We start from the raw sequence: 23,155 nt of genomic DNA on the forward strand, positions 1-23,155 counted from the left end.
TCGACTTCCGGTTTTATTTCATCCACAGCAGCCAAAACACTCGCCTGTACCCTGTGGAAAACCCTCCATCAGCTCTCTTGATAACCCCCCTCTTTTTCTTGAGGAAAAAACCGCTTGTGCATAAGTAGCACTTTAATCCACAGGCTAAAGGACGTTATCCAGAGGCCTTATGGCACTTGGATAACAGGGTTTAATTTCTCTGTACACAGCTCAGCGTAAGGGCTGTGTAACCTTATCCACAGAAAGGTGTGTGCATAAGAATAAACATAAAAACAAAGCTTTTTTAAATCTCTCTTCGTTGTTTTTGTTGTCTGCCACTCATCCACAGCCTGATCAAATTTTGCGCAAGCGGTTCCTTTGCAAGGGGGTAAGTCCCTATACTTGTCCGCTTACCTTCTCTATTCGCAAAAACAGGCACGAGGTGCGTGGTGGATTTCCCTTCCCGTTTTGAAGTGATCGTCATCGGCGGCGGCCATGCCGGTACCGAGGCTGCGCTTGCGTCTGCACGCATGGGTGTGAAAACCCTGCTGCTGACCCATAACGTGGAAACCCTCGGTCACATGAGCTGCAACCCCGCGATTGGCGGTATTGGCAAAAGCCATCTGGTCAAAGAGATCGATGCGCTCGGCGGTGCCATGGCATTGGCCACCGACAAGAGCGGCATCCAGTTCCGCGTTTTGAACAACCGCAAAGGCCCGGCCGTACGCGCCACCCGAGCGCAAGCTGACCGCGCCATTTACAAGGCTGTGGTTCGCGAAATCCTGGAAAACCAGCCAAACCTGTGGATATTCCAGCAGTCCTGCGACGACCTGATCGTCGAACAGGACCAAGTCAAAGGCGTGGTGACCCAGATGGGCCTGCGCTTCTTTGCCGACTCCGTGGTGCTGACGACCGGGACCTTCCTCGGTGGCCTTATCCACATCGGTTTGCAAAACCATTCCGGCGGTCGCGCCGGCGATCCGCCTTCGATTGCCCTGGCGCACCGCATGCGTGAACTGCCGCTGCGCGTAGGCCGTTTGAAAACCGGTACCCCGCCGCGTATCGATGGCCGGTCGGTAGACTTCTCGGTCATGACCGAGCAACCGGGCGATACGCCGATCCCGGTCATGTCGTTCATGGGCAACGCGCAGATGCATCCGCGCCAGGTGAGCTGCTGGATTACCCACACCAACGCCCGCACCCACGAAATCATCGCGTCGAACCTCGACCGTTCGCCGATGTACTCGGGTGTGATCGAAGGTGTTGGCCCGCGCTACTGCCCATCGATCGAAGACAAGATCCACCGTTTTGCCGACAAGGAAAGCCACCAGGTATTCATCGAGCCGGAAGGCCTGAACACCCATGAGCTGTACCCCAACGGCATCTCGACGTCGCTGCCGTTCGACGTGCAGCTGGAGCTGGTGCGCTCGATTCGCGGCATGGAAAACGCCCACATCGTGCGCCCGGGCTACGCCATCGAGTACGACTACTTCGACCCGCGTGACCTGAAGTACAGCCTCGAGACCAAAGTCATCGGCGGCCTGTTCTTCGCTGGCCAGATCAACGGCACCACCGGTTACGAAGAAGCCGGTGCACAAGGCCTGTTGGCCGGTACCAACGCTGCACTGCGTGCGCAAGGCCGCGAAAGCTGGTGCCCGCGCCGCGACGAGGCGTACATCGGCGTACTGGTCGACGACCTGATCACCCTGGGTACCCAGGAGCCGTACCGCATGTTCACCTCGCGTGCCGAGTACCGGCTGATCCTGCGCGAAGACAACGCCGACCTGCGCCTGACCGAAAAAGGCCGCGAACTGGGCCTGATCGATGACCAGCGTTGGGCCGCGTTCTGCGCCAAGCGTGATGGCATCGAGCGTGAGGAACAGCGCCTGAAGTCGACTTGGGTTCGCCCGAATACGCCGCAGGGCCAGGCAGTTGTGGATAAGTTCGGCACGCCGTTGAGCCACGAATACAGCCTGCTCAACCTGTTGGCGCGGCCGGAAATCGACTACGCCGGCCTGATCGAGGCCACCGGTGGTGATGAAATTGATCCACAGGTTGCCGAGCAGGTCGAGATCAAGACCAAGTACGCGGGCTACATCGACCGCCAGCAGGACGAAATCGCTCGGCTGCGCGCCAGCGAAGACACCCGCCTGCCTGTGGATATCGACTACACCACGATTTCTGGCCTGTCGAAGGAAATCCAGGGCAAGCTTGGCCAGACCCGTCCCGAGACGTTGGGCCAGGCTTCGCGTATCCCTGGTGTGACACCAGCGGCCATTTCGCTGCTGCTGATTCATCTGAAAAAACGCGGCGCTGGCCGCGAATTGGAGCAAAGCGCTTGAGTGCCCTGGTCACCCCGCAACACGCCGAAGAATTGTCCACAGGCGCGCGCCAGCTCGGCATCGAGCTGAGCGCCCAGCAGCACGAGATGCTGCTGGGCTACCTGGCCCTGTTGATCAAATGGAACAAGGCCTACAACCTGACTGCCGTGCGTGATCCGGACGAGATGGTTTCGCGGCATCTGCTCGACAGCCTCAGCGTCATGTCGTTTATCCACAGCGAGCGCGATAACTGGCTGGATGTCGGCAGTGGGGGTGGCATGCCAGGCATACCCTTGGCTATCCTGCACCCGCACAAGCAAGTGACGGTTCTGGACAGCAATGGCAAGAAGACCCGCTTCCTGACCCAGGTCAAAATGGAACTCAAGCTGGACAACCTGCAGGTTATCCACAGCCGGGTCGAAGCATTCAAACCGGCGCAACCGTTCAGCGGAATCATCTCTCGTGCCTTCAGCAGCATGGAGAACTTCACCAACTGGACCCGCCATCTGGGCGACACCGGGACGCAATGGCTTGCAATGAAGGGGCTGCATCCTGCCGATGAACTGGTAGCATTGCCCGCAGACTTCACAGTGGAAAGCGAGCAGGCCCTGACCGTTCCGGGTTGCCAGGGCCAGCGCCATCTGCTGATACTGCGCCGCAAGGCATGACTGGGAACACGCGCATCAATGGCTAAGGTATTCGCAATCGCGAACCAGAAAGGTGGTGTGGGCAAGACCACCACCTGTATCAATCTCGCCGCTTCGCTGGCCGCGACCAAACGTCGTGTGCTGCTGATCGACCTCGATCCGCAAGGCAACGCCACCATGGGCAGCGGTGTCGACAAGCACGAGCTCGAGCACTCGGTATACGACCTGCTGATCGGGGAATGCGACCTGGCTCAGGCCATGCATTACTCCGAGCACGGTGGTTTCCAGCTGTTGCCGGCCAACCGTGACCTGACCGCCGCCGAAGTGGTGCTGCTGGAAATGCAGGTCAAGGAAAGCCGCCTGCGCAACGCCCTGGCGCCGATCCGCGAGAACTACGACTTCATTCTCATCGACTGTCCGCCGTCGTTGTCGATGCTGACGCTGAACGCGTTGGTGGCCTCCGATGGCGTCATCATCCCCATGCAGTGCGAGTACTACGCACTGGAAGGTCTCAGTGACCTTGTGGATAACATCAAGCGCATCGCCGCCCGGTTGAACCCGGAGCTGAAGATCGAAGGCCTGTTGCGGACCATGTTCGACCCGCGCCTGAGCCTGAACAACGATGTTTCGGCCCAGCTCAAGGAACACTTCGGCGAGCAGCTGTACGACACGGTCATCCCGCGCAACATTCGCCTGGCCGAGGCCCCAAGCTTCGGCATGCCGGCCCTGGCCTACGACAAGCAATCGCGTGGCGCGCTGGCTTATCTGGCCCTGGCTGGGGAACTGGTACGCCGTCAGCGCCGTCCATCCCGCACTGCACAAACAACTTAAGGAATCCGTATGGCCGTTAAGAAACGGGGTCTCGGACGTGGGTTGGATGCACTGCTCAGTGGTCCTTCCGTCAGCGCGCTCGAAGAGCAGGCTGTCAAGATCGACCAGAAAGAACTGCAACACCTGCCGGTCGAGCTGATTCAACGTGGCAAGTACCAGCCACGTCGCGACATGGACCCGGTGGCGCTGGAAGAACTCGCGCATTCGATCCGCACCCATGGCGTGATGCAGCCGATCGTGGTTCGCCCGATTGCCGACAACCGCTACGAGATCATCGCCGGTGAGCGCCGTTGGCGCGCCACCCAGCAGGCTGGCCTGGACACCGTGCCGGCCATGGTCCGCGAAGTGCCGGACGAAACGGCCATCGCCATGGCGCTGATCGAAAACATCCAGCGCGAAGACCTCAACCCCCTGGAAGAGGCCCTCGCGCTGCAGCGCCTGCAGCAGGAGTTCGAACTGACCCAGCAGCAGGTAGCGGATGCCGTGGGCAAGTCGCGGGTTACCGTGGCCAACCTGCTGCGCCTGATCACCCTGCCTGAAGCGATCAAGACCATGCTCGCCCATGGAGACCTGGAGATGGGTCATGCGCGCGCTTTGCTCGGTCTTGAAGAGCATCGTCAGGAAGAGGGGGCGCGTCATGTTGTCGCACGTGGCCTCACCGTGCGCCAAACCGAGGCACTGGTGCGTCAGTGGCTCAGCGACAAGCCTGATCCGGTCGAACCGAGCAAACCTGATCCGGATATCGCACGCCTTGAACAGCGGCTCGCAGAGCGCCTGGGCTCTGCCGTACAGATCCGTCATGGCAACAAGGGCAAGGGCCAGTTGGTTATTCGCTATAACTCGCTTGACGAGTTGCAAGGCGTCCTTGCTCACATCCGCTGAAACAATTCCTGTTGTAGCGCGCAGTCGGAAATCACTACGAAGAGTTGAATAGGGGTTAATCCACCCCTATACTCTGCGCGCATTTTGTCGGCACAAATTATGCCAAGTCATAGCTGACTTGTTGGTCGACTTCCGAGGAGCAGTTGTGATGGAAATACGCACGCCAAACCGCTTGCCTTTCCATCGCTGGGCGGTTTTTCCGGTACTGCTGACTCAATGTGTTGTACTGCTGTTGGCAACGTTGGTGTTGTGGCAGTGGAAAGGGGCGGTCAGTGGATATTCAGGTCTCTGCGGAGGTTTGATTGCCTGGCTACCCAATGTGTATTTCGCCTGGAAGGCATTTCGCTTCAGCGGAGCCCGGGCAGCGCAGGCCATCGTCAAGTCGTTCTACGCTGGCGAGGCAGGCAAAATGATTTTGACGGCAGTGCTGTTTGCACTGACCTTCGCAGGAGTGAAGCCATTGGCGCCGTTAGCAGTATTCGGCGTCTTCCTGCTGACCCTAATGGTCAGCTGGTTCGCGCCACTGCTAATGAATAAAAGACTTTCGAGACCTTAGGGCGTTTGAGGCAACCATGGCAGCAGAAACCGCTTCGGGCTATATCCAGCACCACTTGCAGAACCTGACCTACGGTCAACTACCAGACGGCAGCTGGGGCTTCGCCCATTCGGCTGCAGAAGCCAAGGCAATGGGCTTCTGGGCGTTCCACCTGGACACCCTGGGCTGGTCCGTTGCGCTGGGTCTGATCTTCCTGTTCATCTTCCGCATGGCGGCGAAGAAGGCGACCTCCGGCCAACCTGGCGGTCTGCAGAACTTCGTCGAAGTGATGGTCGACTTCGTCAACGGCAGCGTGAAGGATTCCTTCCACGGCCGTAGCCCGGTGATCGCACCGCTGGCGCTGACCATCTTCGTCTGGGTATTCCTGATGAACGCCGTCGACCTGGTACCGGTCGACTGGATTCCTCAGCTGGCCATCCTGATCTCCGGTGATCCGCACATTCCGTTCCGCGCCGTGTCGACCACCGACCCGAACGCGACCCTGGCCATGGCCTTCAGCGTGTTCGCCCTGATCATCTTCTACAGCATCAAGGTCAAGGGCCTGGGCGGCTTCATCGGTGAGCTGACCCTGCACCCGTTCGGCAGCAAGAACATCTTTGTTCAGATCCTGCTGATCCCGGTGAACTTCCTGCTCGAATTCGTCACCCTGATCGCCAAGCCGATCTCGCTGGCCCTGCGTCTGTTCGGCAACATGTACGCCGGTGAGCTGGTGTTCATCCTGATCGCCGTCATGTTCGGCTCCGGCCTGCTCTGGCTGAGCGGCCTGGGTGTGGTGCTGCAATGGGCGTGGGCTGTGTTCCACATCCTGATCATCACCCTGCAAGCTTTCATCTTCATGATGCTGACCATCGTCTACCTGTCGATGGCGCACGAAGATAACCATTAAGACCGCCTGGCGTGTCTGATAGCCTTCCTCGCCGGTACGGGGGGAGGGCTTAAAAAGTCCGCAAGGGCAGCTGTACTCACGATTTGTTTTACCGCTTCAAACTAAAAACCTAACCAATACGACGTAAAAGTCGGGAGGAAAGATGGAAACTGTAGTTGGTCTGACCGCTATCGCTGTTGCTCTGCTGATCGGCCTGGGTGCTCTGGGTACCGCCATTGGTTTCGGCCTGCTGGGCGGCAAGTTCCTGGAAGGCGCTGCTCGTCAACCAGAAATGGTTCCGATGCTGCAGGTTAAAATGTTCATCGTTGCCGGTCTGCTCGACGCCGTAACCATGATCGGTGTTGGTATCGCTCTGTTCTTCACCTTCGCGAATCCGTTCGTTGGTCAGATCGCCGGCTAATCACTCGTCACCACGAGTTGATTTGCTGTATGAATTAAGACCGAGCGAGGTGTTGGCGTGAACATTAATGCAACCCTGATTGGCCAATCCGTTGCTTTCCTGATTTTTGTACTCTTCTGCATGAAGTACGTATGGCCTCCGGTCATCACTGCTCTGCAAGAGCGCCAAAAGAAGATTGCCGATGGCTTGGACGCTGCCAACCGCGCAGCTCGCGACCTGGAGCTGGCCCAAGAGAAAGCGGGTCAGCAACTGCGTGAAGCTAAAGCACAGGCAGCCGAAATCATTGAGCAAAGCAAGAAACGCGCTGCTCAGCTTGTCGAGGAAGCCCGTGAACAGGCCCGCGTCGAAGCTGACCGTGTGAAGGCTCAGGCTCTGGCCGAGATCGAACAGGAACTGAACAGCGCTAAAGACGCCCTGCGTGCCCAAGTGGGTGCTCTGGCCGTTGGCGGTGCTGAAAAGATCCTTGGCGCCACAATCGATCAAAACGCGCATGCGGAGCTGGTTAACAAACTGGCCGCTGAAATTTAAGCGAGGGCGATCATGGCAGAACTGACCACGTTGGCCCGACCTTACGCTAAGGCTGCCTTTGAGCATGCCCAGGCCCATCAGCAACTGGCCAATTGGTCAGCCATGCTCGGCCTGGCTGCTGCGGTGTCGCAAGACGACACCATGCAGCGCCTGCTCAAGGCCCCGCGACTGACGAGCGCAGAAAAGGCCGCCACGTTCATTGACGTGTGCGGTGACAAGTTCAATGCACAGGCACAGAATTTCATTCATGTTGCCGCGGAAAACGACCGTCTCCTGCTTCTGCCGGAGATTGCCGCTCTGTTCGACCTGTACAAGGCCGAGCAAGAGAAATCCGTGGACGTGGAAGTCACCAGTGCCTTCGCGTTGAACCAAGAACAGCAAGACAAACTCGCCAAGGTTCTCAGTGCACGGTTAGGCCAGGAAGTGCGCCTGCACGCGTCGGAGGATGCCAGCCTGATTGGCGGCGTCGTCATCCGCGCTGGTGACCTGGTAATCGATGGCTCTGTTCGCGGCAAAATCGCGAAACTGGCCGAAGCATTGAAATCTTGAGTTTGAAGGGGCAGCAGAGCAATGCAGCAACTCAATCCTTCCGAAATTAGTGAAATCATCAAGGGCCGCATCGACAACCTCGATGTGAGCTCCCAAGCCCGTAACGAAGGTACCGTCGTTTCGGTTTCCGACGGTATCGTGCGGATCCACGGTCTGGCCGACGTCATGTACGGCGAAATGATCGAGTTCCCTGGCGGCGTCTACGGTATGGCACTGAACCTGGAGCAAGACTCCGTTGGTGCAGTGATCCTGGGTGCATACGACACCCTCGCCGAAGGCATGAGCGCCAAGTGCACCGGCCGCATCCTGGAAGTTCCGGTTGGTAAGGAACTGCTGGGTCGCGTCGTCGACGCACTGGGCAACCCGATCGACGGCAAAGGCCCGCTGGGCAACACTCAGACCGACGCGGTCGAGAAAGTTGCTCCAGGCGTGATCTGGCGTAAGTCGGTAGACCAGCCTGTACAGACTGGCTACAAGTCCGTTGACGCCATGATCCCTGTCGGCCGTGGCCAGCGTGAGCTGATCATCGGTGACCGTCAGATCGGCAAGACCGCCATGGCCATCGACGCCATCATCAACCAGAAAGACTCCGGTATTTTCTGTGTGTATGTTGCTGTCGGCCAGAAGCGTTCCACCGTTGCCAACATCGTTCGCAAGCTGGAAGAAAACGACGCACTGAAAAACACCATCGTGGTGGTTGCCAGTGCTTCGGAATCCGCCGCACTGCAATTCCTGGCGCCATACGCCGGTTGCACCATGGGCGAGTTCTTCCGTGACCGCGGTGAAGACGCACTGATCGTTTACGATGACCTGTCCAAGCAGGCCGTTGCCTACCGTCAGATCTCCCTGCTGCTGCGCCGTCCACCAGGACGTGAAGCGTACCCAGGCGACGTGTTCTATCTCCACTCCCGTCTGCTGGAGCGTGCATCGCGCGTTTCGGAAGAGTACGTCGAGAAGTTCACCAACGGTGCTGTGACTGGCAAAACCGGTTCCCTGACCGCGCTGCCGATCATCGAAACCCAGGCTGGCGACGTTTCCGCGTTCGTTCCGACCAACGTGATCTCGATCACCGACGGTCAGATCTTCCTGGAATCGGCCATGTTCAACTCGGGCATCCGCCCTGCAGTGAACGCCGGTGTTTCGGTATCCCGCGTAGGTGGTGCCGCTCAGACCAAGATCATCAAGAAGCTGTCCGGTGGTATTCGTACCGCTCTGGCTCAGTACCGTGAACTGGCTGCATTCGCCCAGTTCGCTTCCGATCTGGACGAAGCGACCCGCAAGCAGCTGGAGCATGGTCAGCGCGTTACCGAGCTGATGAAGCAGAAGCAGTACGCGCCAATGTCCATCGCGGACATGGCCCTGTCGCTGTACGCCGCTGAGCGTGGTTTCCTGACTGACGTAGAAGTCTCCAAGATCGGTAGCTTCGAGCAAGCACTGATCGCCTTCTTCAACCGTGATCACGCTGAACTGATGGCGAAGATCAACGTGAAGGGTGACTTCAACGACGAAATCGACGCTGGCCTGAAAGCCGGTATCGAGAAGTTCAAGGCCACCCAGACCTGGTAAGCCGCAGCGGGGGCCCAGGCCCCCGCTTGCTAACCTGATAGGTGATACATGGCAGGCGCAAAAGAGATTCGCAGTAAGATTGCGAGCATCAAAAGCACGCAAAAAATTACCAGCGCCATGGAGAAAGTGGCGGTCAGCAAAATGCGCAAGGCACAAATGCGCATGGCTGCTAGCCGTCCTTACGCGGAGCGTATCCGCCAGGTGATCGGTCATCTGGCCAACGCCAACCCGGAATACCGCCACCCTTTCATGATCGAGCGCCCTGTTAAGCGCACCGGTTATATCGTGGTGAGCAGTGACCGTGGTCTGTGCGGTGGCTTGAACACCAACCTGTTCAAGGCCCTGGTCAAGGACATGAACGCAAACCGCGAACAGGGCGTGGAAATCGACCTGTGCGTGATCGGCAGCAAGGGTGCGACTTTCTTCCGCATCTTTGGCGGCAACGTCGTAGCCGCGATCAGCCACCTGGGCGAAGAGCCATCGATCAACGATCTGATCGGCTCCGTCAAAGTGATGCTGGACGCCTACCTGGACGGCCGTATCGATCGCCTCTCCGTGGTTTCGAACAAGTTCATCAATACCATGACCCAGAAGCCAACGGTCGAGCAATTGGTACCGTTGGTGGCAACCCCGGATCAGGATCTCAAGCATCACTGGGATTACCTGTACGAACCCGACGCAAAAGAGCTGCTGGACGGCTTGATGGTGCGTTATGTGGAGTCGCAGGTTTACCAGGCGGTGGTCGAGAACAACGCTGCTGAACAAGCGGCCCGGATGATCGCCATGAAGAACGCCACAGACAACGCCGGTGATTTGATCAAAGAGCTTCAGTTGATCTACAACAAGGCGCGTCAGGCTGCGATCACCCAGGAGATCTCGGAAATCGTCGGCGGCGCTGCCGCGGTTTAACGGTTCACATATTCAGAGGATCCAGCTATGAGTAGCGGACGTATCGTTCAAATCATCGGCGCCGTCATCGACGTGGAATTCCCACGTGACGTCGTGCCGAGTGTATACAACGCGCTGAAAGTACAAGGCGCGGAAACCACCCTCGAAGTTCAGCAGCAGCTGGGCGACGGCGTGGTTCGTACTATTGCGATGGGCTCGACCGAAGGCTTGAAGCGCGGTCTGGATGTCGTCGACACCGGCGCTGCCATTTCCGTTCCTGTTGGTAAGGCCACCCTGGGCCGTATCATGGACGTACTGGGCAACCCGATCGACGAAGCCGGCCCGATCGGTGAAGAAGAGCGTCGCGGTATCCACCAGCCAGCGCCTTCGTTCGCTGACCAGGCAGGCGGCAACGACCTGCTGGAAACCGGCATCAAGGTTATCGACCTGGTTTGCCCGTTCGCCAAGGGTGGTAAAGTTGGTCTGTTCGGTGGTGCCGGTGTCGGCAAGACCGTAAACATGATGGAACTGATCCGTAACATCGCCATGGAACACAGCGGTTACTCCGTGTTCGCTGGTGTGGGTGAGCGTACTCGTGAGGGTAACGACTTCTACCACGAGATGAAGGACTCCAACGTTCTCGACAAAGTAGCGCTGGTCTACGGTCAGATGAACGAGCCACCAGGAAACCGTCTGCGCGTAGCGCTGACCGGCCTGACCATGGCTGAGAAGTTCCGTGACGAAGGTAACGACGTTCTGCTGTTCGTCGACAACATCTATCGTTACACCCTGGCCGGTACTGAAGTATCCGCACTGCTGGGCCGTATGCCTTCGGCAGTAGGTTACCAGCCGACCCTGGCTGAAGAGATGGGCGTTCTGCAAGAGCGCATCACCTCCACCAAGGAAGGTTCGATCACCTCCGTCCAGGCCGTATACGTACCTGCGGACGACTTGACCGACCCGTCGCCAGCGACCACCTTCGCCCACTTGGACGCCACCGTCGTTCTGTCCCGTGACATCGCCTCCCTGGGTATCTACCCAGCGGTCGACCCACTGGACTCGACTTCGCGCCAGCTGGACCCGAACGTGATCGGCAACGAGCACTACGACACCGCGCGTGGCGTTCAGTATGTTCTGCAGCGCTACAAAGAGCTGAAAGACATCATCGCCATCCTGGGTATGGACGAACTGTCCGAGACCGACAAGCAACTGGTAGCCCGCGCTCGTAAGATCCAGCGCTTCCTGTCGCAGCCGTTCTTCGTGGCCGAAGTCTTCACCGGTTCGCCAGGCAAGTACGTTTCTCTGAAAGACACCATCGCTGGCTTCAGCGGCATCCTCAAAGGTGACTACGACCACCTGCCAGAACAAGCGTTCTACATGGTCGGCAGCATCGACGAAGCGATCGAGAAAGCCAAGAAACTGTAATTCCTGCGCCCCGCAAGGGGCGCTATCAGGTTGAGGCAAGCAGATGGCTATGACAGTCCATTGCGATATCGTCAGCGCGGAAGGAGAGATTTTCTCCGGTCTGGTCGAGATGGTGGTTGCGCACGGTAACCTGGGTGATCTTGGTATCGCTCCGGGCCACGCGCCGCTGATCACCAATCTGAAGCCAGGTCCGATCACGCTGACCAAGCAGGGTGGCGCCCAAGAGGTGTTTTACATCTCTGGTGGTTTCCTCGAGGTTCAGCCGAACATGGTCAAGGTGCTTGCCGATACCGTGCAACGTGCTGCAGACCTGGATGAAGCTCAGGCTCAGGAAGCCCTCAAGGCTGCCGAGAACGCCCTGAATCTGAAAGGCGCGGACTTCGACTACGGCGCCGCCGCCGCACGTCTGGCCGAGGCCGCAGCTCAGCTGCGTACCGTCCAGCAAATGCGCAAAGGCAAGTAATCGGCCCTGGGCTGATCACTTCTGTTGCGATTGAGTAAAAGGGTAGCCTCGGCTACCCTTTTTCTTTTTCCGAATTTTTCCCCCCGGTCATTTCACTGACCGCCCAGGATTGGTAGCCAGTAATGTCACTCGATATCGTTATTCTCGCCGCCGGCCAAGGTACCCGCATGCGCTCGGCGCTGCCCAAGGTGCTGCACCCGGTTGCCGGCAACTCCATGCTTGGCCATGTTATCCACAGCGCGCGTCAACTCCAGCCGCAAGGTATCCACGTGGTCATTGGCCATGGTGCCGAGCAGGTGCGTGAGCGCCTGGCAGCTGACGATCTGAACTTTGTCATGCAGGACAAGCAGCTGGGCACAGGCCATGCCGTGGCCCAGGCGCTGCCAGCATTGTCCGCTGACACCGTTCTGGTGCTGTACGGTGATGTGCCGTTGATCGAAGTGGAGACCTTGCAGCGTCTGTTGGCCAAGGCCAATGATCAACAGCTGGGCCTGCTCACGGTCACCCTCGAAGACCCGACCGGCTATGGCCGTATCGTGCGTGACGAGCAGGGCAAGGTGACGGCCATCGTTGAGCACAAGGATGCCAGCGACGCGCAGAAAGCGATCAAGGAAGGCAACACCGGCATTCTGGCCCTGCCTGCGGCGCGCCTGGCGGACTGGATGAGCCGCTTGTCGAATAACAATGCCCAAGGCGAGTACTACCTGACCGACGTAATCGCCATGGCGGTGTCCGATGGCCTGGTGGTTGCCACCGAGCAACCCGAAGACCCGATGGAAGTGCAGGGCGCCAACGACCGTCGCCAGCTGTCCGAGCTCGAGCGCCACTATCAGCTGCGCGCAGGCCGCCGCCTGATGGCCCAGGGCGTCACCCTGCGTGACCCGGCGCGGTTCGATGTACGGGGTGAAGTGACCGTTGGTCGCGATGTGCTGATCGACATCAACGTGATCCTAGAAGGCCAGGTGGTCATCGAAGACGGCGTAGAGATCGGCCCCAACTGCGTGATCAAGAACAGCACCCTGCGCAAGGGTGTGGTGGTCAAGGCTAACAGCCACATCGAAGGTGCGGTGATGGGCGAGGGCAGCGATGCCGGCCCGTTCGCTCGCCTGCGCCCCGGCAGCGTGCTGGATGCCAAGGCCCATGTGGGTAACTTCGTCGAGCTGAAAAACGCTCACTTGGGCGAAGGCGCCAAGGCAGGCCACCTGAGCTACCTGGGCGACGCCGAAATCGGCGCGCGCACCAACATCGGCGCTGGCACCATCACCTGCAACTATGATGGCGCCAACAAGTTCAAGACCGTGATGGGTGAGGACGTGTTCATCGGTTCGAACAATTCGTTGGTGGCGCCTGTGGATATCCAATCCGGCGCTACGACTGCCGCCGGTTCCACCATCACCCAGACGGTAGAAGCGGGCCAGCTCGCCGTGGGCCGGGCGCGCCAGCGCAACATCGATGGCTGGAAGCGGCCGGAGAAGATCAAGAAGAACTGAGTTATACACAGCTGTTTCGATCGAAGCCGACTTATGTGAATAAGTCGGCTTTTTTTTGGGCGTGAGTTGCGGTCCCTGTAGGAGCGGCCTTGCGTCGCGATGGGCTGCAACGCAGCCCCAAAATGGAGCTTTACCTCGAAATCACTGGGGCCGCGTTGCGGCCCATCGCGACACAAGGCCGCTCCTACAAGGATGAAACTATCCACAGGGCAGCAACTGCTTGACGAAACGTGCGTCTTAGGTTTTGATTGCAACCATTATCTTTCGAAACGAAACTTAAGCGCTCATGTCGAAACGTAACACGCCTCAACGCCGCCACAACATCCTGGCCATGCTCAGTGAGCAAGGGGAGGTGAGTGTGGATGCATTGGCCAAGCGCTTCGAAACCTCGGAAGTGACCATTCGCAAAGACCTCGCTGCCCTGGAAACCAACGGCCTGTTGCTACGCCGCTATGGCGGTGCGGTACCGGTGCCGCAAGAGCTGCTCGGTGAGCCGGCCCAGCCCGTGTCTGCCTACAAGAAGGCCATTGCCCGTGCGGCGGTAGGGCGTATCCGTGAACATGCACGGATTATCATCGACAGTGGCAGCACCACTGCCGCGATGATTCCCGAGCTGGGCCGACAGCCTGGCCTGGTGGTGATGACCAATTCCTTGAACGTGGCCCGTGCCATCAGCGATCTCGAGCATGAGCCTGTACTGCTGATGACCGGTGGTACCTGGGACCCGCACTCCGAGTCGTTCCAGGGGCAGGTTGCCGAGCAGGTGTTGCGCTCCTACGATTTCGATCAGCTGTTCATCGGGGCCGATGGCATCGACCTCAACCGGGGTACCACCACCTTCAATGAGCTGCTGGGCCTGAGCCGAGTCATGGCCGAGGTCGCCCGTGAGGTGATCGTGATGGTCGAGTCCGACAAGGTGGGGCGCAAGATCCCCAACCTTGAGCTGCCGTGGGGCAGCGTGAATACCCTCATTACTGACGAACGCCTGCCCGCAGCGGCACGCGAACAAATTCAAGCCCGCGGCATCAACCTGATTTGCGCCGCGATCAGCCAGGAGCAATGAACATGTGTGGAATCGTTGGTGCCGTAGCCGAACGTAATATCACCGCCATCCTGATCGAAGGCCTCAAGCGCCTTGAGTACCGCGGGTACGACAGTGCCGGCCTGGCGGTCTACAGCCAGCAGGGTGGCCTGGAGCGTCGCCGCCGGATTGGCAAGGTCAGCGAGCTGGAAGCTGCCGTGGCCGCCGAGCCGCTCGTCGGCCAGCTGGGTATCGCACACACGCGTTGGGCTACCCACGGCGCGCCAACCGAAGGCAATGCCCACCCACACTTCTCGGGCAGTGAATTGGCGGTCGTGCACAACGGCATCATCGAGAACCACGAAGAACTGCGTGAAGAGCTCAAAGGCCTCGGCTACGTGTTCACCTCGCAGACCGATACCGAAGTCATCGTCCACCTGATCCACCACACGCTCAAGACCGTTGCAGACCTGACCGACGCGCTGAAGGCTGCGGTGAAGCGCCTGCACGGTGCTTATGGCCTGGCCCTGATCAGCGCTAAACAGCCAGACCGCCTGGTAGCTGCCCGCAGCGGCAGCCCGCTGGTGATCGGCCTGGGCCTTGGCGAGAACTTCCTGGCCTCGGACCAGCTGGCCCTGCGCCAGGTCACCGACCGTTTCATGTACCTGGAAGAAGGCGATATCGCTGAAATCCGCCGTGACCAGGTCAGCATCTGGGACCAGGCTGGCAACAAGGTCCAGCGTGAAACCGTGCAGTATCACGAAGGTGCAGAAGCAGCGGACAAAGGTAACTACCGTCACTTCATGCTCAAGGAAATCCACGAGCAGCCAAGCGTGGTCCAGCGCACCCTGGAAGGCCGTCTGGGCAAAGACCACGTGCTGGTACAGGCCTTTGGCCCAAAAGCCGCCGACCTGTTCGCCAAAGTGCGCAACGTACAGATCGTTGCCTGCGGCACCAGCTACCACGCCGGCATGGTCGCCCGTTACTGGCTGGAGAGCCTGGCCGGCATCCCTTGCCAGGTCGAAGTCGCCAGCGAGTTCCGCTACCGCAAGGTGGTGGTGCAGCCCGACACCCTGTTCGTCTCGATCTCGCAATCCGGTGAGACTGCCGACACCCTGGCTGCCCTGCGCAACGCCAAGGAGCTGGGCTTCCTCGGCAGCCTGGCGATCTGCAACGTCGGCATCAGCTCGCTGGTGCGTGAATCCGACCTGACCCTGCTGACCCTGGCTGGCCCGGAAATCGGTGTTGCTTCGACCAAGGCGTTCACCACCCAGCTGGTCTCGCTGATGATGCTGACCCTGGCCCTGGGCCAGGTACGCGGCACCCTTGAAGCCGGTGTCGAAGCCGAGCTGGTTGAAGAATTGCGTCGCCTGCCGGCCCGCCTGGGCGAGGCACTGGCCATGGACGCAACTGTCGAGAAGATCGCCGAGCTGTTCGCCGACAAGCACCACACCCTGTTCCTGGGGCGCGGCGCCCAGTACCCGGTAGCGATGGAAGGCGCGCTCAAGCTCAAGGAAATCTCCTACATCCACGCCGAAGCCTACCCGGCAGGCGAGCTGAAGCACGGCCCGCTGGCACTTGTGGATAACGACATGCCAGTCGTGACCGTGGCGCCGAACAATGAACTGCTGGAGAAGCTCAAGTCCAACTTGCAGGAAGTGCGTGCCCGTGGCGGTGAGTTGGTAGTGTTTGCCGACGAGCACGCTGGCATGACCAATGGTGAAGGCACCCACGTGATCAAGGTGCCGCACATCGCTGACGCCCTGGCGCCAATCCTGTACACCATCCCGCTGCAGTTGCTGTCGTACTACGTGGCGGTGCTCAAGGGCACCGACGTTGACCAGCCGCGTAACTTGGCGAAGTCGGTGACGGTGGAATAAACCGACGGGCAACCGTTAAAAAGCACCGGCCCCGCTGTAATCAACAGCAGGAGCTGGTGCTTTTTTGCGCAATAAAACGGTTTTTGGTATAACTTTCGGCCGGTTCAAGGGATTGAACACATTCAAACGCGCCTCAAAGGAATGACTGATGCCTGCTGTCCCCCCTTCTTACTTCGCTGCCGCCGTCGTCCTGACAGGTAGTGCCCGATTTTCCGCAAGTCAGCCCAACGCCTAGCCATCGCCTATTCACCACGCCTGCATGTGCCCGCGAGGTTCGTATGGAACTGTCTGAAATTTCTCCAGTCAGGGTGTGCTCAAGGCCAAAGCACTTCTTCAATCATCTGTAAGGTTGTCCACATGAAAGCTCTTCGTAATTGCCTCTTCGCCGCGCTGCCTTTCGTAGCCCTTTCGGGTTGCGCGAATTTTGAGCAATCAATGCAGGAAATTCAGAAGGCGACCGCGCCAGTAGCCATCGATCAAAGCCTTGCAGAAATCTGCCGTGTCACGAAAGAAAACAAGGTTCGCGCAAACAGCCTGTACCGCGGCAAGACCTTCTCCACTAACGGTGAAGTCGCCATGATCAATCAAGGGCTCGAGGCGTATCGGGTAGTGCTGAGCGTTGGCGACGTGGATATCCACGCTGAATCGACCAACACCAGCATGGTCAATGCGCTTTCCGTTGGGAAAAAATCGAATGTTTCCGGTGTCGTGACACTGGTCGACTACGACTACAAGAACTGCCACATCTCGCTCAAGAACGCGACGTTCTGAAGGTAATGCCAGGCTGCGGCGCTCTTGTTTGCAGGGCGCTGCGGCATAGCCTGCGTAGCATCCGGGTGTGCCTGTCACCATCAGTCGGCGTACCGGCAAGCCTTAGCAACCTGCTCTATAGTCACTAGCGCGGCACAGGCAATGAGCCAGGCCGTCTAGCCGATGACAGGGAGGTCGTCTGATGGCGCGCCAGGCTAATGCGCCCCTGCCAGCATGGGTGCGCGACACCTGCAGTGATCCGCTCAAATGCGCGTTATGGGCTGCCAGCCTCGTTGCTTTTATCTGGATGGCGCTCAATAACGACAGCCACCACGATCTTGAATCGTTCTGTATTTCCGGCTCGCCCTCGATGTTGACCGAGGGATGGCTGAACCTGCGCCTCTATTATTCCAGCATGGACATCGCCGTCTTCACCGGTGCGGTGGGGTTGATGCTGGTCGCGATGATGCTGCCCGCGCTGCAGGGGCCATTGGCGCATCTGTGGCATCAATCAAGGCCCTACCACCGAGCGCCCGCTGTCGCGGCATTTCTGCTGGGGTATTTTGGCGTGTGGCTGGCGGGCAGTGCACTGCTGTTGATGATTGCGCTGTTGCTGGTTTCTTTCACCGGCTCGCAACTCGCAGCAGGGTTGCTGGCGCTGATAGGGGCAGGGGGGTGGCAGTTGTGCGCGTTCAGGGCGCGTTGCCTTTTGCGCTGCCATCGGCCCGCCAGCGTCGCCAACCCATTGGCCAAGGGGGCGCTGCATGGGGTGTGGTGCTACGCCACCTGTTGGCCGTTGATGCTGATTGCATTTTGCCTGCCGTCTGTTCATCTGCCCGTGATGATCGCCGGTGCAATCATCATTGCCTATGAGCGTAGGGACCGACAGCGTTCAAGCGCCTGAGCGCAGCACCCGAAGCCAGGCTTAGGATGCTGCGCCGGCGGTGGCTCAGTAGGTTTCCAGTTTGAATGGCACGTCAGCGGCTACAGCGTTGCTGCTATTGAGCAGATTGGCCCCCTCTGGCCGTTTGAGCACCGTGTCACGGGTCTGTACTTCCACTTCGATTGTGCCTTCATCAATCGCCGAGTTGTCGGCGTTGAGTGGCAGCTTGAAGGTAGCGGTGGCTTCCAGGTGGGTCTGGCAGTTCATGCAGCCTTCGACATGCCAGCGGCTGAGAATCGGCCGGGTACCCAGGTATTCGCGCTTGCCATCGACCTTGGCGTAGGCGCTGATCAGGAACGAACCGCGGATCTTGCCCCGGTTGATGCGGCTGACCCGCAAGGTCTTGCCAGCGGGTTGCACGGCCTCGGCCTTGAACAGCAACGGCTTGTTGGGTTGGGCGTAGGCGTCCAGCGAGCCTTTGCCATAGCCATAGCCCAGCTGGGTTTCGATGTTGAAGCAGTCACGGGTGGTGAAGGGGCTGCCGTCGGCCTTCACGAACGGGTCAAGCGTGGTGTCCAGGCTCAGGATGGCATTCGGGTCCAGGCCTGCTGCCCCTGCTGGCGGTTGCACGCCATCGGGCTTGTAGTAGCTGGCGCCGGGATCGGTGGCATCGATGCTGAATTCATCAGTCGCGCCTTGCCGACGCTGCCAGGTCCAGAACACATAGTCGATGAAGCAGTGGTGGAAGAAGAAGATCGGGTCCAGGCCGGCGGTCTCGTTCTCGCCCATGTCGCCGTTGGCACCCGGGATCGCCGAATTGTTGCCTTGCCCCGGGTAGTCGAAGCCGCCGACGGCCAGGTGCATGAAGTTATGCGGCTCTTCCAGGGAGACATGGTGAGTGCCCGCTGGGTCAGCCTTGTTTTTCGCGGCGGCCGACGTGGTATTGGAGAACAGGGTGTAGGTGGGCGCGTCCAGGCAGTTTTCGAAGCGGGTGAACACCTCGCCACGCCACCTACCACCGATTTTGATCTTGCCGCTCAGCCAGGTACTGATGTTGCTATTGAGGTAGCCGATGTTCTGCTCTGGGTCTGGGAATTGCGCGTTATGGGCGTCGGTCTTCGCGCGGTCTTCATCAGTGCCCACCAAACCGGACAGCGGGTAACGCACCGTCTCGTAGCCTTCCGGCTTGCTGTAGATGATCGGCGTGTCCTCGACCTCGTCGGTGATGGCTTTCGGGAACACGAAGGAGCGCAGAGGGTTGTCGATCTTCTGGCCATCGAGCACGAAATATTCTTGGGTCAGGGCCGACGGGATACCGTTTTCCCGTGATGCATCGCTGCATTCATCCCAGAACGGCAAGGTCACGTCTTTGCAGCCGGGGATGCTGCGCAGCGCCTCTTCCAGGCGCCAGAGGTAGGCGCGGTGCCAGCTTGGGAACAGCACCGTCCCGTGCTGGCAGTAGCCGCCCCACCAGTTGGGGTCGGTCTTGCCCTTGTCACGGAATGGCTCGCCATGCAGGCCGCCGAGGGTGAAGAAGGAGTTTGGGTCGTTAGCGGGAAGATCCTTGATGCCCTTCCAGGCGCGGATCAGGTTCTCAAGTTCTGCTTTTTTGCCTTGGTCGTAGTCGGCTTGGATATCGCTGAGCGAACGACGTACACGCGGGGTGGATGACATGGTGAACCTCCTTGTTGCCACTGGTCCCGAAAACTCGGGCGTTTACTGCTCCATCGTCCAGCATATCCGGGTTGTAAAAATCTGCCTGGGACGGCGCCAGACGGTTGATCTCCGTATCAACCGTGCCAGCACCGGCACCTGTGGCCGAGGTTTTGTCAGATCTGCATCGCCATCCCTTCCACATTCATCGCCGCCTGGCGCAATGCCTCGGAGCGGGTCGGGTGCGGGTGGCAGGTGAGGGCGATGTCCTCTGCCGACGCCGAGAACTCCATGGCTACGCAGAATTCACCGATCATCTCACTGACACTCGGGCCCACCAGGTGCACGCCCAGTACCTCGTCGGTGTTGGCATCGGCGAGCACCTTGGCGAACCCTTCGGTCTCGTGGTTGATCTTGGCGCGGCTGTTGGCGGTGAAGGGGAACTTGCCCACCTTGTAGGCGCGGCCTTCGGCCTTGAGCTGTTCTTCGGTCTTGCCGACGCTGGCCAGCTCGGGGCGGGTATAAATGACACCGGGGATCAGGTTGTAGTTGACCTCATGGGCCTTGCCGGCGATGCGCTCGATGCACGACACCGCTTCATCTTCAGCCTTGTGCGCCAGCATCGGGCCTGAGGTGACATCGCCGATCACCCAGATGCCAGGCACCGAGCTGCGGTGATGATCGTTGCTGAGCATGCCGCGCTTGTCGGTCGCCAGGCCTACGCTTTCCAGGTTCAGGCCCTGGGTGTAGGGGCGGCGACCGATGGCCACCAGCACGTAGTCGGCCTGCAAGGTTTGTGCGTCGCCACCGGCGGCGGGCTCCAACGTCAGGCTGACGCCGTCGGCCGACGAGGTGGCCTGGGTGACCTTGCTGCCGAGCTTGAAGCTCATGCCTTGCTTGGCCAAGGCCTTCTGCAAGGTCTTGGCTGTTTCTTCATCGGTGCCCGGGCAGATGCGGTCAAGGTATTCGATGACAGTCACTTCGCTGCCCAGGCGGCGCCATACCGAACCCAGCTCGAGGCCGATGACGCCGGCGCCGATGACGATCAGGTGCTTGGGCACCTGGGGCAGGGACAGGGCACCGGTCGAATCGATGATGCGCTGATTGTCGATGGTCACGCCTGGCAGGGGCGTGGGCTCGGAGCCGGTGGCAATGACGATGTCCTTGGCGTGAAGGGTGCTTTCGCTGCCGTCCTCGGCCTTGACCACGACTTTGCCAACGCCATCCAGACGCCCCCAACCCTTGACCCAGTCGACCTTGTTCTTGCGGAACAGGTACTCGATGCCCTTGGTCAGGCCGGTAACGCTCTCGTCCTTCTGCTTCATCATCTGGGCGAGGTTCAAGGTGGGCTTCACTTCGATACCGAGGTGGGCGAACTCCTCGCCGCTGGCGGCCTCGTACAGCTCGGATGCATGCAGCAGCGCCTTGGACGGCATGCAGCCGACATTGAGGCAGGTGCCGCCCAAGGTCGAGCGGCCTTCCACACAGGCAACGGTCAGGCCCAGCTGGCCTGCACGGATTGCCGCGTTGTAGCCGCCAGGGCCACCGCCGATGATCACCACGTCATAGGATTTCATGGGTTCAACTCCAGGATGAAGAAGCGCGAGAGGGGCACAAGGTTAGTCTGTGCGTGTAAAGTTGTATACAATCTGCGTATCTTTCATGTCTGTTTGTTCTAGACCATCGTCGTGTAAAGCCCAAAATCGGCACCAATGAACTACCCTGATCCGGAGGCGTCCGAATTTATGAGGCGTGACGCCCCGTTACCTGAAGGGAGGGTCATTGATGCTTGCGCAACTTCCACCTGCGTTGCAGAGCCTGCACTTACCTTTGCGTCTGAAGTTGTGGGACGGCAACCAGTTCGATCTTGGGCCCAGCCCGCAAGTCACGATCCTGATCAAGGAGCCTCAACTGATCAGCCAGCTGACCCACCCGAGCTTAAACGAGCTGGGTGAGGCTTTCGTTGAAGGCAAGCTGGAGCTTGAAGGCGATATCGGCGAGGTCATTCGGGTATGCGACGAACTCAGCGAGGCGCTGCTGAGTGACGACGAGGACGCTGTTCCACAGCGTACCGCCCATGACAAACACACCGATGCCGAAGCCATTTCCTACCACTACGACCTGTCCAACGCGTTCTACCAGCTGTGGCTGGACCCGGACATGGCTTACTCCTGTGGCTACTTCCGTGAGCCAGACAACACCCTCGCCCAGGCCCAGCAGGACAAGTTCGATCACCTGTGCCGCAAGTTGCGCCTGCAGGCCGGCGACTACCTGCTGGACGTCGGCTGTGGCTGGGGCGGCCTGTCACGCTTCGCCGCGCGCGAATACGGTGCCAAGGTATTCGGCATTACCTTGAGCAAGGAGCAACTCAAGCTGGGCCGTCAGCGGGTGAAGGAGGAGGGGTTGGCCGAGCAGGTGGACCTGCAGATCCTCGACTACCGTGACCTTCCCCAGGATGGGCGTTTCGACAAGGTGGTCAGTGTCGGCATGTTCGAACACGTGGGGCATGCCAACCTGCCGTTGTATTGCCAGAAGCTGTTCGGTGCCGTGCGCGAAGGTGGCCTGGTGATGAACCATGGCATCACCGCCAAGCATGTGGATGGCCGGCCGGTAGGGCGGGGGGCAGGGGAGTTCATCGACCGTTATGTGTTCCCCCATGGCGAGCTGCCCCACCTGTCGATGATCAGTGCGAGCATCTGTGAAACAGGGCTCGAGGTGGTCGATGTAGAAAGCCTTCGTCTGCATTACGCCAAGACCTTGCACCACTGGAGCGAAAACCTGGAGAACCAGCTGCACCGCGCCGCGGCCATGGTGCCGGAAAAGACGCTGCGTATCTGGCGGCTGTACCTGGCCGGTTGTGCCTATGCCTTCGAGAAGGGCTGGATCAACCTGCACCAGATTTTGGCTGTGAAGCCCTATGCCGATGGTCACCATGACCTGCCTTGGACCCGCGAGGATCTTTACCGCTGAACGTCCAACCTTTGTAGGAGCAGCCTTGCGCTGCGAAGAGGCCGGTGCAAGCAGCATCGATTGAGGGTGCCTGCACTGGCCTCTTCGCAGCACAAGGCTGCTCCTACAAAGAATTGAGCTGCGCCCCAGATCTTGGGCACCCGTCCATTATCTGCCGTGATTTCCCGGGCTTGATCAAAGTCACGCAGCACCACGTTCTGGTGCACAAAGCCCGTGCACCAGATCCTGGCTGTGAAGCCCTAGGCCGATGGTCGCCATGACCTGCCTTGGACCCGCGAGGATCTTTACCGCTGAACGTCCAACCTTTGTAGGAGCAGCCTTGTGCTGCGAAGAGGCCGGTGCAAGCACCATCGATTGCGGGTGCCTGCACTGGCCTCTTCGCAGCGCAAGGCTGCTCCTACAAAGAATTGAGCTGCGCCCCAGATCTTGGGCACCCGTCCATTATCTGCCGTGATTTCCCGGGCTTGATCAAAGTCACGCAGCACCACGTTCTGGTGCACAAAGCCCGTGCACCAGATCCTGGTTGTGAAGCCCTACGCCGATGGTCGCCATGACCTGCCTTGGACCCGCGAGGATCTTTACCGCAG

General features: G+C 59.5%; 21 protein-coding genes. 19 read left to right on the plus strand and 2 right to left on the minus strand.

The window, feature by feature from the left end; translation table 11 throughout:
* Positions 1 to 428: 428 nt before the first annotated feature.
* The 18 genes from mnmG (at position 429) to QOS90_RS00795 (ending at position 17,966) form a co-directional block, all read left to right on the plus strand.
* Positions 429 to 2,321: a tRNA uridine-5-carboxymethylaminomethyl(34) synthesis enzyme MnmG gene (gene mnmG / locus QOS90_RS00710; protein ID WP_085272138.1), complete on the plus strand. Its 1,893-nt coding sequence runs from the start codon at positions 429 to 431 to the stop codon at positions 2,319 to 2,321.
* Entirely contained in the window at positions 2,318 to 2,968 is a 651-nt protein-coding gene (gene rsmG, locus QOS90_RS00715) for a 16S rRNA (guanine(527)-N(7))-methyltransferase RsmG (RefSeq protein WP_085272139.1), read from the plus strand. The genes mnmG and rsmG overlap by 4 nt, the downstream gene beginning before the upstream one ends.
* An 18-nt stretch (positions 2,969 to 2,986) precedes the next feature.
* On the plus strand, positions 2,987 to 3,778 hold the full coding sequence (locus QOS90_RS00720) for a ParA family protein (protein WP_027592075.1): 792 nt from the start codon (positions 2,987 to 2,989) through the stop codon (positions 3,776 to 3,778).
* A gap of 9 nt (positions 3,779 to 3,787) precedes the next feature.
* Positions 3,788 to 4,660: a ParB/RepB/Spo0J family partition protein gene (locus QOS90_RS00725; RefSeq protein ID WP_027592076.1), complete on the plus strand. Its 873-nt coding sequence runs from the start codon at positions 3,788 to 3,790 to the stop codon at positions 4,658 to 4,660.
* Between the two features lie 148 nt (positions 4,661 to 4,808).
* On the plus strand, positions 4,809 to 5,216 hold the full coding sequence (locus QOS90_RS00730; RefSeq protein WP_027592077.1) for a F0F1 ATP synthase subunit I: 408 nt from the start codon (positions 4,809 to 4,811) through the stop codon (positions 5,214 to 5,216).
* A 16-nt stretch (positions 5,217 to 5,232) separates the two neighbouring features.
* Positions 5,233 to 6,102: a F0F1 ATP synthase subunit A gene (atpB, locus tag QOS90_RS00735; protein ID WP_016489912.1), complete on the plus strand. Its 870-nt coding sequence runs from the start codon at positions 5,233 to 5,235 to the stop codon at positions 6,100 to 6,102.
* Positions 6,103 to 6,244: 142 nt separating this feature from the next.
* Positions 6,245 to 6,502 carry a F0F1 ATP synthase subunit C gene (atpE, locus tag QOS90_RS00740; RefSeq protein WP_003097235.1) on the plus strand — a complete coding sequence of 86 codons (258 nt, stop codon included), beginning with the start codon at positions 6,245 to 6,247 and terminating at the stop codon, positions 6,500 to 6,502.
* A gap of 57 nt (positions 6,503 to 6,559) precedes the next feature.
* Complete coding sequence (locus QOS90_RS00745; protein WP_003253189.1) at positions 6,560 to 7,030, plus strand: F0F1 ATP synthase subunit B; 471 nt, start codon at positions 6,560 to 6,562, stop codon at positions 7,028 to 7,030.
* 12 nt (positions 7,031 to 7,042) lie between these two features.
* The gene (locus QOS90_RS00750) at positions 7,043 to 7,579 is read left to right on the plus strand and encodes a F0F1 ATP synthase subunit delta (protein ID WP_003253191.1); all 537 of its coding nucleotides are present in this window, start codon (positions 7,043 to 7,045) and stop codon (positions 7,577 to 7,579) included.
* Between the two features lie 21 nt (positions 7,580 to 7,600).
* Entirely contained in the window at positions 7,601 to 9,145 is a 1,545-nt protein-coding gene (atpA, locus tag QOS90_RS00755) for a F0F1 ATP synthase subunit alpha (protein WP_027592078.1), read from the plus strand.
* Positions 9,146 to 9,193: 48 nt separating this feature from the next.
* Entirely contained in the window at positions 9,194 to 10,054 is an 861-nt protein-coding gene (gene atpG, locus QOS90_RS00760) for a F0F1 ATP synthase subunit gamma (RefSeq protein WP_016489911.1), read from the plus strand.
* Between the two features lie 27 nt (positions 10,055 to 10,081).
* Positions 10,082 to 11,458 (plus strand): F0F1 ATP synthase subunit beta, encoded by a 1,377-nt coding sequence (gene atpD, locus QOS90_RS00765; protein ID WP_016489910.1) that lies wholly within the window; start codon positions 10,082 to 10,084, stop codon positions 11,456 to 11,458.
* Between the two features lie 43 nt (positions 11,459 to 11,501).
* Entirely contained in the window at positions 11,502 to 11,921 is a 420-nt protein-coding gene (locus tag QOS90_RS00770) for a F0F1 ATP synthase subunit epsilon (RefSeq protein WP_016489909.1), read from the plus strand.
* A 122-nt stretch (positions 11,922 to 12,043) separates the two neighbouring features.
* Positions 12,044 to 13,411: a bifunctional UDP-N-acetylglucosamine diphosphorylase/glucosamine-1-phosphate N-acetyltransferase GlmU gene (glmU, locus tag QOS90_RS00775; RefSeq protein WP_085272140.1), complete on the plus strand. Its 1,368-nt coding sequence runs from the start codon at positions 12,044 to 12,046 to the stop codon at positions 13,409 to 13,411.
* Positions 13,412 to 13,697: 286 nt separating this feature from the next.
* The gene (locus QOS90_RS00780; protein ID WP_027592080.1) at positions 13,698 to 14,474 is read left to right on the plus strand and encodes a DeoR/GlpR family DNA-binding transcription regulator; all 777 of its coding nucleotides are present in this window, start codon (positions 13,698 to 13,700) and stop codon (positions 14,472 to 14,474) included.
* Positions 14,475 to 14,476: 2 nt separating this feature from the next.
* Complete coding sequence (glmS, locus tag QOS90_RS00785) at positions 14,477 to 16,312, plus strand: glutamine--fructose-6-phosphate transaminase (isomerizing) (protein WP_085272141.1); 1,836 nt, start codon at positions 14,477 to 14,479, stop codon at positions 16,310 to 16,312.
* A 357-nt stretch (positions 16,313 to 16,669) separates the two neighbouring features.
* Positions 16,670 to 17,083 (plus strand): hypothetical protein, encoded by a 414-nt coding sequence (locus tag QOS90_RS00790; RefSeq protein WP_085272142.1) that lies wholly within the window; start codon positions 16,670 to 16,672, stop codon positions 17,081 to 17,083.
* 181 nt (positions 17,084 to 17,264) lie between these two features.
* The gene (locus tag QOS90_RS00795; RefSeq protein ID WP_085272143.1) at positions 17,265 to 17,966 is read left to right on the plus strand and encodes a copper chaperone; all 702 of its coding nucleotides are present in this window, start codon (positions 17,265 to 17,267) and stop codon (positions 17,964 to 17,966) included.
* 45 nt (positions 17,967 to 18,011) lie between these two features.
* Here QOS90_RS00795 and QOS90_RS00800 read toward each other — a convergent pair whose 3' ends face one another.
* Positions 18,012 to 19,619, minus strand: coding sequence for a tyrosinase family protein (locus tag QOS90_RS00800; RefSeq protein WP_027592083.1), 1,608 nt, complete (start codon positions 19,617 to 19,619; stop codon positions 18,012 to 18,014).
* 155 nt (positions 19,620 to 19,774) lie between these two features.
* Positions 19,775 to 21,175 carry a dihydrolipoyl dehydrogenase gene (gene lpdA, locus QOS90_RS00805; protein WP_085272144.1) on the minus strand — a complete coding sequence of 467 codons (1,401 nt, stop codon included), beginning with the start codon at positions 21,173 to 21,175 and terminating at the stop codon, positions 19,775 to 19,777.
* Between the two features lie 208 nt (positions 21,176 to 21,383).
* Between lpdA and cfaB the strand changes: the two genes are divergently transcribed.
* Complete coding sequence (gene cfaB, locus QOS90_RS00810) at positions 21,384 to 22,568, plus strand: C17 cyclopropane fatty acid synthase CfaB (protein WP_027592085.1); 1,185 nt, start codon at positions 21,384 to 21,386, stop codon at positions 22,566 to 22,568.
* The last annotated feature ends 587 nt before the right edge of the window (positions 22,569 to 23,155 follow it).

Origin of the sequence: Pseudomonas sp. LAIL14HWK12:I10 (genome assembly GCF_900184205.1) — a bacterium.
Classification (GTDB): Bacteria; Pseudomonadota; Gammaproteobacteria; order Pseudomonadales; family Pseudomonadaceae; genus Aquipseudomonas; species Aquipseudomonas kermanshahensis.

Bases quoted from the DNA above. Each gene is read 5' to 3' on its own strand.
- QOS90_RS00720 (WP_027592075.1), top strand. From the start codon at position 2,987: ATGGCTAAGGTATTCGCAATCGCGAACCAGAAAGGTGGTGTGGGCAAG.
- QOS90_RS00725 (WP_027592076.1), top strand. From the start codon at position 3,788: ATGGCCGTTAAGAAACGGGGTCTCGGACGTGGGTTGGATGCACTGCTC.
- QOS90_RS00730 (WP_027592077.1), top strand. From the start codon at position 4,809: ATGGAAATACGCACGCCAAACCGCTTGCCTTTCCATCGCTGGGCGGTT.
- atpB (WP_016489912.1), top strand. From the start codon at position 5,233: ATGGCAGCAGAAACCGCTTCGGGCTATATCCAGCACCACTTGCAGAAC.
- atpE (WP_003097235.1), top strand. From the start codon at position 6,245: ATGGAAACTGTAGTTGGTCTGACCGCTATCGCTGTTGCTCTGCTGATC.
- QOS90_RS00750 (WP_003253191.1), top strand. From the start codon at position 7,043: ATGGCAGAACTGACCACGTTGGCCCGACCTTACGCTAAGGCTGCCTTT.
- atpA (WP_027592078.1), top strand. From the start codon at position 7,601: ATGCAGCAACTCAATCCTTCCGAAATTAGTGAAATCATCAAGGGCCGC.
- atpG (WP_016489911.1), top strand. From the start codon at position 9,194: ATGGCAGGCGCAAAAGAGATTCGCAGTAAGATTGCGAGCATCAAAAGC.
- atpD (WP_016489910.1), top strand. From the start codon at position 10,082: ATGAGTAGCGGACGTATCGTTCAAATCATCGGCGCCGTCATCGACGTG.
- QOS90_RS00770 (WP_016489909.1), top strand. From the start codon at position 11,502: ATGGCTATGACAGTCCATTGCGATATCGTCAGCGCGGAAGGAGAGATT.
- glmU (WP_085272140.1), top strand. From the start codon at position 12,044: ATGTCACTCGATATCGTTATTCTCGCCGCCGGCCAAGGTACCCGCATG.
- QOS90_RS00780 (WP_027592080.1), top strand. From the start codon at position 13,698: ATGTCGAAACGTAACACGCCTCAACGCCGCCACAACATCCTGGCCATG.
- glmS (WP_085272141.1), top strand. From the start codon at position 14,477: ATGTGTGGAATCGTTGGTGCCGTAGCCGAACGTAATATCACCGCCATC.
- QOS90_RS00790 (WP_085272142.1), top strand. From the start codon at position 16,670: ATGAAAGCTCTTCGTAATTGCCTCTTCGCCGCGCTGCCTTTCGTAGCC.
- QOS90_RS00795 (WP_085272143.1), top strand. From the start codon at position 17,265: ATGGCGCGCCAGGCTAATGCGCCCCTGCCAGCATGGGTGCGCGACACC.
- QOS90_RS00800 (WP_027592083.1), bottom strand. From the start codon at position 19,619: ATGTCATCCACCCCGCGTGTACGTCGTTCGCTCAGCGATATCCAAGCC.
- lpdA (WP_085272144.1), bottom strand. From the start codon at position 21,175: ATGAAATCCTATGACGTGGTGATCATCGGCGGTGGCCCTGGCGGCTAC.
- cfaB (WP_027592085.1), top strand. From the start codon at position 21,384: ATGCTTGCGCAACTTCCACCTGCGTTGCAGAGCCTGCACTTACCTTTG.